This is a genomic window from Halobium salinum (assembly GCF_026586625.1).
In the GTDB taxonomy this organism is placed as follows: domain Archaea; phylum Halobacteriota; class Halobacteria; order Halobacteriales; family Haloferacaceae; genus Halobium; species Halobium salinum.
In genome coordinates this window covers 1-17,259 of sequence record NZ_JAODIW010000005.1, presented here as the reverse complement: position 1 = coordinate 17,259, position 17,259 = coordinate 1, and the positions used below count along the sequence as shown (strand labels likewise).

At 55.6% G+C, this 17,259-nt stretch carries 16 protein-coding genes and 1 pseudogene; 6 read left to right on the top strand and 11 right to left on the bottom strand.

Translation table 11 applies throughout. The features are described 5' to 3' along the window. Window positions 1-45: 45 nt before the first annotated feature. Window positions 46-504, bottom strand: coding sequence for a hypothetical protein (locus N5095_RS01535; RefSeq protein ID WP_267620310.1), 459 nt, complete (start codon window positions 502-504; stop codon window positions 46-48). A 290-nt stretch (window positions 505-794) separates the two neighbouring features. Between N5095_RS01535 and N5095_RS01530 the strand changes: the two are divergent. Together N5095_RS01530 and N5095_RS22615 are read left to right on the top strand one after the other, a co-directional pair. Next, window positions 795-1,019 (top strand): annotated as a pseudogene (locus N5095_RS01530) (DUF7995 family protein); the annotation flags it as partial. A gap of 129 nt (window positions 1,020-1,148) precedes the next feature. Next, window positions 1,149-1,331: a DUF8029 family protein gene (locus N5095_RS22615; protein WP_464368996.1), complete on the top strand. Its 183-nt coding sequence runs from the start codon at window positions 1,149-1,151 to the stop codon at window positions 1,329-1,331. 544 nt (window positions 1,332-1,875) lie between these two features. Here N5095_RS22615 and N5095_RS01525 read toward each other — a convergent pair. The 3 genes from N5095_RS01525 to N5095_RS01515 all read right to left on the bottom strand — a co-directional run bounded on the left by N5095_RS01525 (window position 1,876) and on the right by N5095_RS01515 (window position 4,520). Then, a complete protein-coding gene (locus N5095_RS01525) occupies window positions 1,876-2,037 on the bottom strand; it encodes a hypothetical protein (RefSeq protein ID WP_267620308.1) in 162 nt (53 codons plus the stop codon). A 700-nt stretch (window positions 2,038-2,737) separates the two neighbouring features. After that, window positions 2,738-3,187, bottom strand: coding sequence for a universal stress protein (locus tag N5095_RS01520; RefSeq protein WP_267620306.1), 450 nt, complete (start codon window positions 3,185-3,187; stop codon window positions 2,738-2,740). A gap of 325 nt (window positions 3,188-3,512) precedes the next feature. After that, window positions 3,513-4,520, bottom strand: a complete 1,008-nt coding sequence (locus N5095_RS01515) for a hypothetical protein (RefSeq protein WP_267620303.1) — start codon at window positions 4,518-4,520, stop codon at window positions 3,513-3,515. Between the two features lie 369 nt (window positions 4,521-4,889). Here N5095_RS01515 and N5095_RS01510 point away from each other — a divergent pair, with 369 nt between their 5' ends. Then, window positions 4,890-5,669: an SDR family NAD(P)-dependent oxidoreductase gene (locus tag N5095_RS01510; protein WP_267620300.1), complete on the top strand. Its 780-nt coding sequence runs from the start codon at window positions 4,890-4,892 to the stop codon at window positions 5,667-5,669. Window positions 5,670-5,774: 105 nt separating this feature from the next. Here the strand turns inward: N5095_RS01510 and N5095_RS01505 are convergent, their stop codons facing one another. After that, the gene (locus tag N5095_RS01505; RefSeq protein ID WP_267620298.1) at window positions 5,775-7,304 is read right to left on the bottom strand and encodes an SLC13 family permease; all 1,530 of its coding nucleotides are present in this window, start codon (window positions 7,302-7,304) and stop codon (window positions 5,775-5,777) included. Window positions 7,305-7,457: 153 nt separating this feature from the next. Between N5095_RS01505 and N5095_RS01500 the strand changes: the two genes are divergently transcribed. Continuing rightward, the gene (locus N5095_RS01500; RefSeq protein ID WP_267620296.1) at window positions 7,458-7,889 is read left to right on the top strand and encodes a universal stress protein; all 432 of its coding nucleotides are present in this window, start codon (window positions 7,458-7,460) and stop codon (window positions 7,887-7,889) included. A 38-nt stretch (window positions 7,890-7,927) separates the two neighbouring features. Here the strand turns inward: N5095_RS01500 and N5095_RS01495 are convergent, their stop codons facing one another. The 4 genes from N5095_RS01495 to N5095_RS01480 form a co-directional block, all read right to left on the bottom strand. Beyond that, the gene (locus tag N5095_RS01495) at window positions 7,928-8,785 is read right to left on the bottom strand and encodes a universal stress protein (protein ID WP_267620294.1); all 858 of its coding nucleotides are present in this window, start codon (window positions 8,783-8,785) and stop codon (window positions 7,928-7,930) included. A gap of 66 nt (window positions 8,786-8,851) precedes the next feature. Next, window positions 8,852-10,252: a sodium-dependent transporter gene (locus N5095_RS01490; RefSeq protein WP_267620293.1), complete on the bottom strand. Its 1,401-nt coding sequence runs from the start codon at window positions 10,250-10,252 to the stop codon at window positions 8,852-8,854. A gap of 72 nt (window positions 10,253-10,324) precedes the next feature. Continuing rightward, window positions 10,325-11,206, bottom strand: coding sequence for a universal stress protein (locus tag N5095_RS01485; RefSeq protein ID WP_267620292.1), 882 nt, complete (start codon window positions 11,204-11,206; stop codon window positions 10,325-10,327). 49 nt (window positions 11,207-11,255) lie between these two features. Beyond that, on the bottom strand, window positions 11,256-12,152 hold the full coding sequence (locus N5095_RS01480; protein WP_267620291.1) for a universal stress protein: 897 nt from the start codon (window positions 12,150-12,152) through the stop codon (window positions 11,256-11,258). A 218-nt stretch (window positions 12,153-12,370) separates the two neighbouring features. Between N5095_RS01480 and N5095_RS01475 the strand changes: the two genes are divergently transcribed. Then, on the top strand, window positions 12,371-12,793 hold the full coding sequence (locus N5095_RS01475) for a hypothetical protein (RefSeq protein WP_267620290.1): 423 nt from the start codon (window positions 12,371-12,373) through the stop codon (window positions 12,791-12,793). Window positions 12,794-13,040: 247 nt separating this feature from the next. Here the strand turns inward: N5095_RS01475 and N5095_RS01470 are convergent, their stop codons facing one another. Continuing rightward, the gene (locus N5095_RS01470; RefSeq protein WP_267620288.1) at window positions 13,041-14,699 is read right to left on the bottom strand and encodes a cation:proton antiporter; all 1,659 of its coding nucleotides are present in this window, start codon (window positions 14,697-14,699) and stop codon (window positions 13,041-13,043) included. After that, entirely contained in the window at window positions 14,692-16,377 is a 1,686-nt protein-coding gene (locus N5095_RS01465; protein ID WP_267620286.1) for a cation:proton antiporter, read from the bottom strand. The genes N5095_RS01470 and N5095_RS01465 overlap by 8 nt, the downstream gene beginning before the upstream one ends. A 129-nt stretch (window positions 16,378-16,506) precedes the next feature. Here N5095_RS01465 and N5095_RS01460 point away from each other — a divergent pair, with 129 nt between their 5' ends. Continuing rightward, on the top strand, window positions 16,507-16,983 hold the full coding sequence (locus N5095_RS01460) for a cation:proton antiporter regulatory subunit (RefSeq protein ID WP_267620284.1): 477 nt from the start codon (window positions 16,507-16,509) through the stop codon (window positions 16,981-16,983). The last annotated feature ends 276 nt before the right edge of the window (window positions 16,984-17,259 follow it).

The following is a 17,259-nucleotide window of genomic DNA, read 5'->3' as shown; positions in this document are numbered from 1 at the left end:
TCGTGGGCCGGAACGGACTCCGTGGTTCGCTCGACGTGAACGCTCTTAGGAATACTCGTGTCGGATGGATCCACCGATGGCCATAGCCGCGAAAAACAGCACGAGGTCCTTCAGCAGGTACTGCCCTTCCGGGGTCGGCACTAGAGGGAACTCGATGAACGTCACGTCGGGAAGAAGCACGAACGCCAAGATCGTTCCCGGTATTCGGAGTAAGAGCAAGAAGAGAGCGACCCGGACGAACGATTTGTAGAGCATCGCAAGCCCGATGGCGACCTCCCACCACCCGAGAACGAGCACCATCGTATCGGGCGACCCCCAGTAGACCGTGTGTGCGAGCAGAGACGTCGCTGTCTCGTGGCCCATCGGTTTGAGCAACCCGAGCCAGATGAACAACACACCGAGAGACCGCCTATGGAGGCGGTGTCCGTATTGTTCGAGGAAGCTGACGATTCTATCGTCGACTTGTCCAATCCGTTCTCGGAGCGAGTGAATCTGGTCGTTCATGAGTAGCTTGCACGGTCACTCCATCTCCCCTCGGCTACTCATCGCTTCGGGCACTTTCGACGTTCGACCCGTCTGTCGGGCGACGAGACTGGGTCGAACTTCGACTCCCACGAATTCGTCTGCCAACCGGGGCCCATATCGAACGGCCGCCCCCATACTTCGACTTCCGTCAGCTGGAACGAATATTTTGTCGGACATGGAGGGCCTTGACGACTCTTGTCCCATATTTTGTGTCCATGCTTTGGGAAGCCGAATCGGAAACCTATAGGAGGGCATTCAGAACGAAATAGGAGGCGACGAAGGAGGAATTCGAGCGCAATCTCGACCGGGTGAAAGAGACCATCGACGAGCTCTCAGACGAGCAGATCATGCGCGACGAGGACCTCGCCCGGCACGCTTTCTACCAGGTCGGTGCGTACGACGGCCCGACGATCTTCCTGTACACCGAACACGGAACTGGCATTCGCCACCGTGGACAGTTGGACCGACTCCTGGGGGAGAGTGAAGACCTCTAGATCGTGCCTGCTTGTCCTTCCGGTGCCATCTACTATCATTCAAAGACGGACAGCCATCTCGCCACTAATTTAGCTGTCGACGAAGAGGTCCACGGTGACTCCGTGTCTCCCTTACGTGTACCCCTCCACATGTCACCCAGCTTGGAAAGATATCTGACTTCCTTACCGTTCACCCGAACCATAGGGTTGCTAATGGTTGCAGGCCTCGTCATTTTTGTCGCCCGAGTCTTACTTGACATGGCTTGGAAGATCGTAGTTGCGGCGATGGTCATCTTTAGTACCCTCTGGGTCGTGACGGTTCTCCTCACATGATTGTGATGAGACGTGTGGTGAGTAACAGGCCGCCCTCTTCTGCTAACTTAGGTCAGAGAGAACTACTCGGTCTGACTGGCAGAGGCAGCCTGCTGCGTAACCTCGACAGGACGTCCGCCGATGACGACTTTGTGAAGTTCCTCGGGGGCCAAGCTCCGAGCCTTCACCGTTTTGGGCATGCACTGCACCCGCAGGTGAAACTAATTCCTCTCGACCTTCCCTCACGGGTCGGTTGGAATTAACACCCGAACGCTCGACGCGTCCGTGAAGGGTCGGAGCCTCCACCAGCCCCCGACAACACCCGTCTCACCGCCAACGGCGGGTTTTGAGAGGTGTCACATTTCCAGTCCAAACGACCACTTGGCACTGTCTAGATAAGGATGAGCAGGTCTTCGAGCAGCATAGGAAACTAGCTCTTCGACCTGCTCACTCCTTAACTAGACGGTGCGGGTGCGTACTGTCTCCCGGCTTGCTGCATACAGAAAGTGCAGTCAGCACGGTAAACCGACTCGGCCCAATTGAGGCACCGCTATCCAGTCTGCCACTATATGAACTTCTCGAACCCATAGGTAAACCCGAGAAAGACGACAGCGAACACGAACCAACGGAAGACATCAAAGCTACCAGTAAACGCGAGGACGTTGAATATGTACGAGAGTGACGCACTAATAAACGCAGCGACGTAGAGATTGCCTCGGCTGTCCATACAGGTGCTTGTATCGGATGTGGGTTAATTCTTTTCTAGTGGGTTACACTAACAGTTCTTCCCGTTGCGTACATCTTTCGAGTTCTTTCCGCACTAGATACACGCTCTGTCTGCAGGGCTGAGTCAGGCTGGCCGACGCTGAAAGAAACGAACTTTGTTCTGGCCAGCCTTGACGTGAGTCAGTTCCTATGGTCATGCCGCGAGTCCTGCAGAGCAGAAATAATTATTCACACGATGACTTACTTGACTATAAGACGGAAACGCTCACAGCCCTCTCCCACGTAACGAAGCTTTCTGGATTGGTTCGTCCCTGTTTCTTCTGGGAGTGATTGCTTCTGGGATTTTCTGCTGGGAGGGCTAGAACTCTTTGGAGTTCTGATTTGAGTTGGTGGTGAAATTCTCTTGACTATAACGCTCGTCACTCATTTTCGGATTCTCAGGACGACTGCTGGTTCTGGCGTGGTTGGCTACTAGGAGGAAAACCAACCATAGATAGAATATACATTTAATCAGCATAAAAAATCTAGTTCCGATGCGATCGGCGTGACTCAGTACCGATACGCGTGCCACGTATGGATCGTATTATTTCTCTTGTGGTGACATGCACTCCGTCCACTATTCTCTGAATAGAAACGGGGTGTCCGAGAGTAGCACATGTGATTTCTAGCCCAATTCGGAGAATCGGGAGCGGTGACTGCGTCTATGTGTTGACTTCGGTCTTAATGACCGTCGCTGGCCGATCGGTCAACCGGAGGACCCGTTCAGTTACGCTCCCGAGAAGTGCCCGGTACTCCGCCGGTCGGCGCTTCGTTCCGAGTACCAACAGATCGATATTGTTCTCGTCAGCGTATGTAATGATTCTCTCGGTGGGCTGGCCGTGCTGCAGAGCTTCAACGACTTCAACCCCTTGTTCGCCCGCTCTAGTACGGACATCATCAATTGTAGCTCGTCCCAGCTCTTCCAAGCCGTGTTCTAGACCTTCCGCTTCGTCGACGTACTCGTCACCACTATAGGAAGTCACTAAGTCCTCGTCGACGACGTAGAGCACGTGCAATACCGCGTCATGAGTTGCAGCCAATTCAATCGCATGCGATTCGGCCTCCTCGGAGGCGTTCGTACCATCGGTTGAGAGCAAAATATGGTCGTACATTCGGTTGGGCTTCGTCGACAAGGGAAATAAAAGCAGTCCCGGTTCCGACCATTCGAGAGGGACCTCAAAACGACGGGCGCGCTACTGGTGGCTGTTCGTCTATATCTCATTGCTTTCGATACTCAAACTCTGGCAGCTATCTCTCAGTTCCGAGCACCGAGGAATCCAGGGCCATTGATTCCTGTAGGGTTATCGATGAACCGGGGGTCTACCGGGCAATCACGGATTATTACCACTCCGGTCGGCAAGGATCAATATATCGCCATCGTGATACCGTCTATTATACGTTGAGGCTTTTTGACCCCAACTTCGAATCTGTTTTCGGCTAAAGCTTGGACGCCGGAACCTCCAAGAGCTCCCCACTCCCCCGATTGAATCCACCAGCGACGAGACTACCATCAGACCTCGCGAGAAGAGTCCGTCCGATTCCCTCTGTCCTCGGCACTAACCACTGTGGAGTCCCTTGCGCAGTAGTGCCAAGGACGGAGAACTCCTCGCCAGTAACGGCGTACCCTGCCTCCGTCTCAACGACTGCGCGGGCGTACGGTGGATCTGAAAATCGCGTCACCCACTGTGTGCTTCCACTTCCGTCTAGTTTCCAAAGAAACGGCCCTATACCCCAACCGCTGCCATATCCTCCCTCGGAAAAGAACGCGTATCCAACTAAGGCGTACCCACCATCTGTCGTCCGAACGATGTCACGTATTTGTCCCTCGTCTACTTCGAGGCCAGCGCTCCACCGCTCTCCCCCTGTCGGGGAAACTGCAAGTACCCAGATTCCACGAGACTGCTGACCGGCAGCAACAACACCACCGTCCTCCATCGGGGCGACCGAATAGAACCGTTGTCCATTAATATTAGGCCGCTCACGGGGGTATTCTCGAACCGAATCAACCTCACCGCCAGCGTCGAAGCGAACCGCTAAACCGTTCTCTCCCGGTCCAGGCTCGTTTACATCTCCTCCCGACCCGACTGCAACGTACTCGCCACTGAGAACAGTGACGACATCTTGGAGTCTGGAGCCTGCTTCAATGCACCACTGGACGTCACCTCCCGGGCTGATTTCGGCGACGAACCCCGACTGTCGGTCGTTTGTATCCTCCTCGCGGTGGGTGGTTCCGGCCACAATGTACCCATCGTTGCTTCGAGCAAATGCATGCGGATGTTGCGATCCATCCCATCCAACGGTTATCTGGCCGACGACATCTCCGCAGGCCCCAACTTCGACTAGTCGGATGCAGACGTCGCCGGTGCTATCCGGGGGTTCGTGAGTGCTTGTCGGTTCACTTGTTTGGAGTGCGATGTATCCCTCGTCAGTTTGAACGAAGTCCACAACGGGACCTCCGCCGATCGAACGTCGCCGTCCGGTAATGGGCGTTAAATCCGTCTCGTTCGAGATTGAAGCGTCTGACTCCTCTGTCGCGTTCTCTGATGTGGCCGACATTCTAGTGCTGCTAAGACCGGCGGCCGCGACGGCTACGCCCGTGGTTCGAAGTATCGTCCGTCTCGGGGTTTGAAAATTGTCGTGCACATCATCGCTTTATCTGGACCAGTTTTCATTGCTGTGGCCAAATGAAAAACGACACACTGTCTCTCTCAGGTGTGATAGTTTGAGTTTCGATCTCAAGTACTCCTCTAAAATTGACACTCTTTCATCTCTCATCGTGCAACTAGCCGCATAGGTTTACGGGGGTGTACAAGGATGGCACTCCTCGATGGACAGACAGCGGTCGTCACCGGTGCGATTTCAGGTATCGGTAGAGGGATCGCACACGGGTTTGCAGAGCACGGAGCTGAAGCGGTCATCGTCGCCGATATCCGCGAAGACCCGAAAGAAGATGGTCCACCAACCCACGAATTACTTGAGACGGAGACCGACACATCGTCAGAGTTCGTAGAGTGCGATGTCACGAAACGCGCAGACCTCAGAGAAGCTGTTGAGGCTGGAGAGAAATACGACGGTCTCGACGTGATGGTGAACAACGCGGGAATATGGCACGCTGAAGACTTCTTCGAGGTGACTGAAGACGACTACCAACGGATGATGGACATCAATCTCAAAGGCGTATACTTTAGGTCCCAGATCGTGGGAGAACACCTCGTCAAGAACGGCGACGGCGGATCCATCGTCAACATCTCCAGCATCGCTGGTCTCTTCGGAAACGGGAATTGGCCGACGTACTCCGCATCGAAGGGTGGACTAACGACGTTTACCTATTCCCTCGCGCACAAACTCGGCGAGCACGGGATTCGTGTCAACACAATCCACCCAGGAGGCATTCAGACGATGATTGGCGGCGAAGCGACTGAACCCGAGGCGGCCGCTGAACAGGCCGAACAGTTCACTCAGATGGTACCACTCGGCCGATACGGCCAACCAGATGATGTTGCTGGAGCTGCAACATTCCTCGTAAGTGATTTGGCGAGTTACGTCACTGGTGAATCGCTCGTCGTGGACAGCGGGTGGACGAGCTGGCGATAACCTGTATCCGAAGCTACTCCCGGACGACGGCACGTTGGGATACCCGTGTCCGGACTTTTCCTGAGGAAAGAGAAGGGACCGCCCAATGGTTCACGACTTCTCAGCCTACCCAGCGAATGCGAAGGCGATTGGCAGCCACAGGTACGTGAGTACGATAATGGCGACGATGCCAAGCAGGTTCAACCACAGGCCGATGCGCGACATCTGGGGAATCGTCACGTAGCCGCTGCCGAAAACGATCGCGTTCGGTGGCGTCGCCACCGGAAGCATAAACGCCATTGAGGCCGCGAGTGCAGCGGTCGCCATCAACATTAGCGGTGATTCGCCGAGGGTCACCCCCAGGCTGATCATTATCGGCATAAAGACCGTCGCTGTCGCCGTGTTCGAGGTGACTTCCGTCAGAAACACCACAACTGTAGCAATCACAAGGATGAGCACGACCACTGGGACGCCCGCAATACCAGCGAAACCTTGGGCGATGACGGTGTCAAGTCCACTCTCCCGAAATCCATTCGCCAGTGAAAACCCAGCCCCGAGGAGCAGGAGCACGCCCCATGGCAAGCGTATTGCATCACTCCAGTCGAGCAGAAACTCACGGTTTTCGTAGTCAACAGGAACGACGAACAGGAGCACCCCGCCAACGATAGCAATGACCGTGTCCGTTATTGCTGGGAACAATGATTGAAGGACAAATGGTCGGAGGAGCCATCCCGCTGCGACGAGCGTGAACACCACCAATACCCGCCGTTCGCCACGAGAGATCCTCCCAAGTTCCTCACGTTGTACCCGAACTACGGTCTCAGCCCCCCGGTCGAGTGGAATCTCAGGTCGAAGGAGTTTCACCAGCAACAGCCACGTGACGAACAGGAACACGATAGAGAGTGGCCCCGCGAACACGAGCCAGTCGAGGAAACTGATCTGCACGTCCAGACGGGATGCTGCGATGCCTGCGAAGACCGCGTTCGGAGGACTCCCGATCAGGGTTGCCACACCACCAATCGATGCACTATACGCTATCCCGAGCATCAATGCGAGACCGAAGTCAGTCGCGGGCCGGTCATCCGGATCCGTGCGAACTCCCACGACGAGTTCATCTTCTTCGTCCCCCTCCACTAGTGCCCGATCAGACTCGTCAACGGTCCCGACTGATATGATGACCGCGGTCCCAATTGGCACCATCAGCATCGCCGTCGCCGAGTTCGAGATCCACATCGAGAGGAAAGCAGTTGCTATCATAAACCCGAGCAGGAGGCGGTCAGCTCGAACGCCGACGAGGCTCACAACGGTGAGGGCGATTCTCCTGTGGAGATCCCAGCGTTCGATCCCGAGTGCAAGGAGGAATCCACCCAGGAGGAGGAACACAACTGGGTCAGCATAGGGTGCTGTCGCTCCGGTGGCATCAACCACACCCGTTAGCGGGAAGAGAACGATTGGAAGAAGGCTGGTCGCTGGGATCGGGATCGCTTCGGTTATCCACCAAGCTGCGATCCAGAGAGTGCTTGCGAGCGCTGCATTTGCGGACGGCGAGATGTTAAACGAGGGAAACAGGAGAAAGCCAGTGAACAGTGCTGGCCCCAGAACCAATCCGACCTGCTGTCGGGTGGCGAGAGTAGAGACGCGACTGTGAAGGACCATTTCTGAGACTGAGTTAGTTTACGAGGGGTGTGAACGGCTACACGGTACGTATCAGTGAAGCTTCGGGTACGAAAACAATTGTACGGGGGAAGCAGTCCCGAATATCGTTTGTCAGCCCTTGGTTCTTTGCTCCGCAACACGTAGCTGGGTGTGATGTACAACCGGATTCTCGTCGCCACGGATGGGAGTGATAATGCACAGCGCGCGACACGCCAAGCTCTCGACTTGGCTCGACAGTACGGAGCCGAACTCCACGCAGTCTACGTTATCGAAACCAGAACAGGGTACGATAACGCAATCGTCGATCCCAACACCGTACGGCAGAACCTTCGAGAAGATGGAGAAAAGGCACTGACAGCCGTTGAGACGGAGGGAGAGCCCGACGTTTCCATCGTCACCTCAGTTCGAGAAGGGATCCCGCATGAAGAGCTCCTCTCGTACGTAGAGGAGCAGGAAATCGACCTCGTAGTCATGGGTGCCAAAGGCCGATCCGTCTTCAAGACGATTCTGCTTGGAAGCACAACGGAGGCGCTTCTACGGGCAGATCAAGTACCAGTTTTGGTGGTCAATAGTACTGGTGAGTGAGCCACTTGATGTTTCATTGCTCTAAGCGCTCTCGTGTATCATCGGCCGTCTTCGTCTTTCGGAGCTTTACGCGTCAAAATGACCGAACTGGCAGCTGCCCGACCAACGCCTTCGGCGACCGATCCGACGAGCTTTCGCTTGAGAAATGGGTCGCGTGTCGCGCCGAGGATGGTGAGGTCATGGTCCGCAGTTTCGTCTGTGATCGCACCCGCAACGTGGTCACTCCGGAGTGTTGTTGACTCGGCTTTGATATCCATGTCGCTGAGGGAAGAACCATAGTTCTGGAGAAGTGCTGAGGCATCTTCCTGCGTCGAGTCATCTGCATCGGGGTGGGTAACGTGAAGAAGATGAACGGGCGCGTCGTGCTGTGCTGCGATTGTACCGGCGAGTTCGACGGCCAGCTCACAGTGTGGGCCACCTGCGACTGGAACTAAGATGGAGTCAATGTCTCTTGATGCTGTGCGGATGCGTTTGACGAAGACGTCACACGGTGCTTCACCGAGAATTCGGTCGAGGAAACTCCCCAATATGATGTCGCGTCGTCGAGGTCGTCCCCGCCATCCCACGAGGAGGGCGTCAGCATCGTGCACATCGACTGCTCCCACGATTCCGGTCGCAACGTCCCGTGCATAGCGCATCCGTGATTCGACCGTGACGTCAGCGTCTGCGGCTTGTTTGACTGCATCATCGAGAAGTCGTACCTCTCCACCATCGTCGTCGATAAGACTGTCACCCGCGGAGAGTGGAACTTGGGGCGGAACCTCGACAACGTGTAACACGACGATACGCATCGACTGGCCGTGTGCGATATCGATAGCCGTATCCAGTAATCGTTCGACTGTTTCTGGATTCGCTACAGGCACTAAAAGTGTCCCGCCCGGAGTTTCTGTGACCATGGCGATTATTAGTATGGATGATGCATTAACACTCTCACTACCCTCTCTCTAGAATAGGCGTCGTAGTCACTTAGCCGCCGTTCGTTGGAGTCGAAGCAGGAGATAGGCCAGGACACCGATACAGACGAGGATCGCGGCGGAGACGAGCGCTCGGTCCAGCGTACTACCAGGAAGTGTATGCCAGCCGGGGAAATCGAACCCGAGGAACAGCTGTGAGGCGATAATTGCGACGAGAACCGGGGGAAGGAGGTATTTCGTAGACGTGGTAGTCAATCGCTCGATGCGTGGTACCCGGACCTCCTCGTGTTTCGCAAAATAGCCGAACGTGATCGAGATGATGAGCGCCGTGACCGGCAGCCCGAGCGTCCCAACGGAGTTGTCCAAGAGATCGAGGAACGGTGTCCCCCACACGTGGAGTTGGAACGGCGTGTAACTCAACAGCGACGGCATCCCGAGGAAGAAAACGATGACGGAGACGAGTACTGTCGCTTGTCGCCGTGAGAATTGCGTTTCACCCCGAACGGTCGAGACACCAACTTCCATCATTGAGACGGCTGACGTGATCGCGGCCGCGAAGAGGAGACCGAAGAACGCCCCCGCAACGATTCGGCCACCGGGAAGAAGCGAGAACGCTGCAGGAAGAGTCGAGAACGCCAGTTCAGTGCCGAGCGATGGTTCGAGATCGAACGTAAAGACGATGGGAAAGATGACGATGCCAGCCAAGACGGCAACAATCACGTCCGCCACCGCAATGATAGCCACGGCCTCGGGAATGTCCATCTCTTCGCCCACGTAGCTCCCGTACGTGATGAGAATCCCCATGCCTGCTGATAGCGAGAAGAAGGCCTGTCCGAATGCAGCGCTCCAGATGAGCGGATCAGAGAGCACAGATAGATCGGGCGTCAAAAAGAATGCCACTCCCTCTGAAAATCCCGACAACGTCACCGAGAAGGCCGCCATGCCGAGGAGGATCACGAACACGAGCGGCATGAGTATCGTCGTCAATCGTTCGATTCCCTCTCGCACCCCGAGGGAAAGCACAGCTGCAACGATACCGAGCGAGACAGTAAAGGAAAGCACCGGTGCGTACGTCGCGGTGAAGCTAGCCAACGAAATGTCTCCTCCAGTTACCGCTGCCCCCAAGAACGCGAGAATCCAGCCCGTGATGACGAGATAGTAACTGAGAACCAGAATGACGATAGCGACGATGAACCACCCAAAGATCCTGAATCGTGGCCGAACGTCACGGAACGTGGCGACAATATCGGTGCGTGTCCGCCGGCCACTGTTGATTTCGAGGATCATCAGCGGCACTGCGAAGACGAACACGGCGATAAGGAACGGAATCAGATACGCACCCCCGCCGTTTCGACCGACGACCGACGGGAAGCGCCAGATGTTTCCGATACCGACAGCTGCACCTGTCGCAGCGAGAATAAAGCCGGTGCGTGACGACCACAAATCCATTATACAGTTCTCTTCAGATTCCGGTTTGTTATAGCTCAGTATTGCCCAACGCGGTAGCAGAAGCTGAACTACTTATTTTATCGCAGTGACTGGAACGGGTGCACGGCGAACGACGGTCTCTGCGACGCTTCCGAGTACCCATCTGGCGACACCATCTCGTCCGTGACACCCGATCACCACATGATCAACATCGTTCTCGTCGAGCCAGCCGAGAATCCCACGTGACGGATCACCCTCCGCCGTTGCGGTTTCGACAGTCCGTTCGTTCTGATCAGTGATTCGCCGTGCCATCTCAAAGACATTATGAGTCTCGTCATCGATCTCTTCGTCTTCAGCGATTACGTCGTCGAGATCATCTTCTGATTCGATGGTTTCGTACGCTTCGAATAACGGAGACTTCACGAAGAGCGCGGTCACCGTTGCATCCGGGAACTGCTCGAAAGCGTATTCGAGTGCATTACGTGAACAGAATGACCGATCAAATGGGACGAGCACGTGTTCTGGTGACTGGTAATCGTCTTCGTCGTCTTCGGCTCTCGATCGGACGACCGTCACCGGAACCGGAACACGACGTACAACCGTTTCTGCGACACTCCCCAACAAGAGCCGGGCCGTCCCGTCGCGCCCACGTGAGCCGATAACGACCTCATCGATTCCGTGTGTGTCGACGAACCTCGGAATTACGTGAACTGGCCGCCCGTAGACGAGTTCCGTCGAGAACGTCCCTGCGTACTCGTCCCCTCGTTCCACCATCTCGTCTAATAGCTGCTGTCTTTCTTCGAAGACCTGTTTTGTTCGCTGTCCTTGGTGTCCCGCAGCCTTCGAGTGGTCGGCAAATGGTTCGATTACGTGGAGAAGAACGATGTGCGCTTCGGGGAACTGCGTGGTAGCGTGGGTGAGCGCAAGTCGTGATTCGGCCGAGCCATCGACTGGCACTAAAATGCGAGAGGACATACTCTACGGTTCACTCCGGAACTACAAAATAGCTCTCTCGAAGAGGGCGTCAATCAGACCGCTTGACCACGAGGACAGGGATATCGACCGTTCGAAGCACGGTGGAGGCAACACTGCCGAGAAGCTGTCGCTTGAGATTTGACCTACCGTGCGAACCCATCACGACGAGATCGATCTCATTTTCCTCGATGTATTCACGGACACCCGCAGCCGCTCCTTCGAACGATGCCGTCCGTTCGACGGCAGTCTCAACAGGTAAATCTGGGGCGGATTCCTGGATTTTGTTTGCAACGCTGTCAACGGCTTCTTGTCCTCTCGCGTCGAGTCGTTCGAGGAACTCCTCTTCGAGGCCCCCAGCGTTGAACGCACCGCCTGCAGCCTGAATATCCACGACGTTCAGCACGTGAACGTCTGAACCGTAATGCTGCGCGATGGCTGTTCCGTGGGGAATCGCCACTTCGGCGTTTTCACTGCCATCCGTCGTGATGAGGACTCGTGAATACTCGGCCTCCACATCATCTCCGTTGTCCTCGCCGGAGATGACGAGCACCGGGACGTCACTTCGGTGGAGGAGCCTTTCGGTGACACCACCCAAGAGACGCCGACCGAGCCCGGTCAAACCCTGTCGCCCGACGACGATCAGGTCTGCGTCCTGTTCGTCAGCGTACTCGCTGATTCGGACAGCGGGCTTTCCTTCTGGCAGTTTCGTGGTAACAGGGTGTCCAATCTCTGACGCAAGTTCCTCGATTTCAGTGAGGGCGGCCTCCCCACGTTCGCGTAACTGCGCTTTCTCAGCAGACGTTTCTGTGAGTCGGAGTGCTTTCTGCTCGACGACGGAGAGAACATCGACAGTCGCGTCGAAGTCCTGAGCGAGCCGGAGCCCACGTCTTGCTGCTCGTCTCGCTTCGTCACTCCCGTCCACAGCGATTATTATATGGTCGTACATCTCTGGATGAGGTTTTGTCGGGTACTTCCTTCATCGTTTGCCAGAGCGACCTCAAGTGGAGAATGTTATGAGAGCGAGTCGGATCGCCCGCATGGGTACTTAGAAACGGCCACGTTTCATCTACAATGTCAGCAGCAGAGGTGAGTTCCCGGTGGGGGTGTTCAGGAGACCGTAATTGGAACGGACGCTCTTAACTCACGACTCCCCGAGTACAGAGTATGCCTCAGATCGATCCATTGGACATTAAATACAGACCTCATAAACGAGTGCAGAAACCAATCGACACTATTCGATTTTGTATCGAAGAAATTAGTTTATCCTTCGAGCGCTGGGAAGAGGCCTACATCACCGGCCCAGGTATCTACTTCGCAATCATATCGGGATACCCTGTCCGCGATCACGCGGATCCGATGGGTGACAATCCCTGGCCTGTCTCTGACAGTCGTGACGTCCTTGACGACGTAGATAGCTTCTACGAAGCGACGGCCGAGGTTGCTCGGTCACGGGATGGGGCAGTTGTCATTAGCGTGGATGGCATCGTTCAAGAGCAAATGGTTCGGTTCCGCGATTATCCGGCCGGTTCGGAACATCCACCGAAGCACTCGAAACAGGACGCCGACTGGATGGGTCCCGGCACATGAACGCATTAGAACACCTCTGCTCGTCCAGAGGTAGTTACAACAATCACGCTGAGCGCAGAAACCGGACGTGTAACGGTTTTTGAAGATGGAGAATATCGCACGACACCACGAGATGGATAGATACAGGTATGGATGGGCTGAGATCAATTGTGGGATGGGTGGCGAACAGTGACGCTCAACGCTGACGGCAATAGATCTGAAAGAACCTCATACAGGGGTCGAGGAAGGGGGAGCATTCCGCTCGGAACTATCCCTCTTCGAGCCGACCGGATTTGAGAAGGGACCGCAGTTCTGAACGCCGGAGATCCTCCGGCGCAATATCACCGGCAAACACGGACTCCAGGGTATCAAGGAGTGCACCTGCTGCGAGATCGTCCGGAACGATCACGTATTCCGCTCCCGCTTCGTATAGGGCGTTTGTTTCTTCACCCGTTCTCGAACGCACGAAGACATCCGGAGCGATATCGAGTGCGAGCAGATGTTTTGTCACTCGTCGGTCGGGACTCGTAGAGATGAGCACCTGTGCCTGGTTCACGTGAGCTATCTCACGGGAGACATCGGCCAGTATATCGCCGAAGACGTAGTTTTCACATTCGTATCGAATCTCATCGAGCGCTTCCGGATTATGGTCTACGACGACGTACGGTCGCTCCAGTTGTTCACATACCCGGACGAGCTGTCGTCCGAGTTGACCGTAGCCGACAATAACGATATGATCGGTGAGACCTGGATCGACTGAACTCCGATTTCGCGTCCGTTCGTGGGCAGATTCGTATGGAATCCAACCGTCCAGCCATCGGAACAGACGCTCGTCGTACTGCTGTGTCACTGTGGACGTGATCATCGTTCCTGCTGCGGCGAGCACGATGGCATCGAAGACCTCGGGGCCGATCCTTCCCAAAATCAATGCCTGAATAGCGATGATGAGGGTGAATTCGCTCACCTGGTCAAGTCCCAAACTTGTCAGCGTCGCTGTGCGGACCTCATATCCTCGGCGGACGAGCGCAGCGATCGTCACGAGTGGTTTCACCAGAACGACAATCAGCGTCAGACCGACTGCAAGCAGTGCAGTATAGACCGTCGGCAGCGCAACGAGACTTCCGACTGTCACGAAGAAAATCGCAGTGAAGAAACTCTCCAACGAATCCAGGGCGTTGAGCAAAGCCAGGTTGTCCTCGAAGCGGAGGTTGATCGCCGCTCCGGCGGCAAAGGCACCGACGACGATTGAAATGCCGAGTAACTCGGCTGCCGCGACGAACACGACGAGAAGTGCGATACCCGTGAGTGCGATCACTTCTTCGGAGCCGGAAGCCAGCCGCACGAGTTGATCAAAGAGGTAGACCCGCACGAATAGAGCTGCGATCAGAACCATAACGCCGTACCCGAGTTCCAGTGCAATCGCGTCCAGCTCGAAGGCCGCGGCACTCAACAGGAGAACGAACAGGACGGCAAAGAGATCCTGGACGAAGTGAATCGACTGCGTGAGTCGTCCGTAGACAAGGTCGAGGTGGACGTTTTCACCCAGTAACTCGCGTCCGACGAGCGACGAGCTGAGCGACGCCCCAATCCCGATATAGACGGCATCCAGCGGTCGGAGACCAAGCAGAAGGGCACCCGCAACTGCTCCCCCGCCGACGATGAGGAATTGGATCGCTGCAATGTGTTCGCTATCCCTGGCGACGACGCGGAGTCGTTGTGGCTCCACGTAGACGCCGAATACGAAGACGAGAAACGCGATTCCGAACTGAGCCAGTTCCAACGTCTCTCCACGCCCGATAAGGGGAGCGATCACTATACCGACGACGATGTATACCGGAACAGACGGGACTCCGACGTACTTTGCCGCGAGCAAAAATACAGCTGAGATGATGAAGATGGTCGCCAGTGGCGTCAGCAACTCAACCATCGATTTCACCACCGAGCGTCGTCCTGTCACGGGTTATCTCTCGACGGAACGTTTCGGGATCGACGAGATATGATTCGACCGTCGCCGCGAGTTGATCTGCCGTGAGTGCAGTGCTGATGATAACGTACGTCGCGCCTCGTCGGTAGAGTTCGACTGCGTCGGTTTTCGAATCAGCCTCGACGAAAACGAGCGCGTCCTCATCGGCATCCCGTAGTGCCGTCCAGTTTACGTCTGGCTCCACCGACGAGCTGAGGACGAACGCTGCACGTCCGATCCCGGCGGCTTTCCGGAGTTCCCCGTGCTTGAAATCTCCGTAGATGTACTCGTACGGGGAGTTTTGGAGAAATTCCAGGTGGCCCGGGTTGCGGTCGATAACGACGACGTCTCCGTACGACTCTTTCAGGCGGGGGAGAACCCGCTTCGTAACGTCGTCGTAGCCGATCACGACGGCGTGGTCGCGGTACGTCCGCAGTTCGACGTCGCGCTTGTCCGGACTCTCGAATCGGGCAAAGTAGGGCTCGACGCGCGACCAGATCTGATAGTTGTAATTGATGACGTACGTCGAAAGAGCCATTGTGACGATAGCCATCAGGCTGAGAAATCCGAGGATGTCAAGGTCGACGAATCCACGCGACACGGCGATTGCTCCGACGACAAGTGAGAACTCGCTGACTTGGATCAGGTTGATCGACCCGATGAACGACGTTTCGGGCGTGAAATCCTCGTAGTTGATGAGCCCGAACATAATGAGGAAGTTCCCGACCATCATCAGGGCAGATGCGATGAGCGCTTCTTCCCAGTACGCGAATAGTTGGTCGGCGGCGAGTCGGAGTCCGATACTCGAGAAGAACACCACCATGAAGAAGTCAGTTAGTGGACGGACGCGTTCGGTGAGTTCACTCGTGTAGGATACCTGAGCGAGGCTGAGCCCGGCGAGGAATGCACCCACCTCGATCGAGAGGTCGAGTTGTTCTGCCACGGCGATAAATAAAAACGCCCACGCAATTCCGACAACCAAGAAGCTCTCTTGATCGTCAGCGACGAGGTCAAACAACCGTGGCAGTATGTACTTCGAAGAGATGTACGAGAACGCACCGATTCCCGCGATAAGTGCAAAGATAGTTCCGATACTGAGCGCAACCTCGCTCGTCGAACCGAGGGACTCGGCACTCAGCAATGCGAGGAGCACGACGAGGTAGATGTCCTGAATGATGAGGACGCCAATGTCGATCCGTCCCGGAAGCGTCGAAAGTTCGTCCTTATCGGTGAGCAGTTTCACGATGATCGGCGTCGCCCCGAAGACCGTTGCGAGTGCGATGATGACGGTTTCGACGAGCGTGAATCCGAGCAGCCACGCGACAGCGAAGGCTAACGCCGTTTGAAGGATGGTCTGCCAGACCGCGATGTTGATGATCGGTCGAAGAATCTCGCGGATGTCGTCGATACGCATCTTCATTCCGAGGAGAAAGAGCAAGAAGCCCAACCCGAGTTCCGCCATCAGATCGACGATGACGGTTTCGGAGACGACGTTCAGAAAGACGGGCCCGAGGACGATTCCGGTGAAAATGTAGGCGATGATCGTCGGTTGACCGGTTCGTTGCGCGATGTAGCTCAACGTGACCGCTGTGACGATAATCAGAGAGAAATCGACGGTGAGTGAGACAGTCTCTGCTTGCATCAGAATATGTGTTCCACCTGATTCTCGGCCCGGCGTTCACCTATACATTGCTCTCCGGTGAGTTATGATGTGGGGCTGGTTCCGTTCTGGGGCCGAACAGCGATATGGTTGGCCGAAGAACGAGACTGTATGAAAGTACGCGAGACACAACTCCCCGGTGTGGGGACGCGATACCAGGTTTCGTTTGCGGAAAGCGGGGTCTTCACGCTCCTCCTGCACAACGACGGAGATCGTGAGGCCTTCTGGAGCGAAGACGAAGACAGCGACAGTGAGCGCCTGTTCAAAACGACGGAGTCGCAGGCCCGGAAGCTGGCGGAGATTTTCGATGGGACGTATTTCGAACCGGTACCCGAAGATCTGGAGAATGTGTTTCAGGATGCCAGGATTCGCTGGATAGCAGTCCCAGTGAATTCTCCGCTTGCCGGAAAGACGATTCGAGAGGGGAAAATTCGGACGCAGACGAACGCTTCCATCATCGGTATTCAGCGGGAGACGACTACGGTCTCGAACCCGTCACCGGATACCCAGATCCGAGCAGACGACGTACTGGTTGTCGTAGGTTCGGAAGACGCATTCGAAACCTTAGAAGAGTTGGTAACGGGTTGATAACTCGACATCCACCGTCTGAAAGGCAGTGTCCTCGTACGAAGAGGCCACGCCGAGTACACTCCAGTACCAGTCTAAGCCAATTGAATGACAACCCGGGAAATCAGCGGCCAAAGCAGTCCGTACCGAAGCTACACATTGCGTCGCGGTTAATATGTTATGTAATAGAACGGTACGAGGGGTTTTCCTAATTGATGGCACGAAACAGGGTCGTGTTTAGTTAAGCGTGAAAAGTGAGGCGACGTGATTTCTTGGTGCTCTATGCCAGAAATCAGC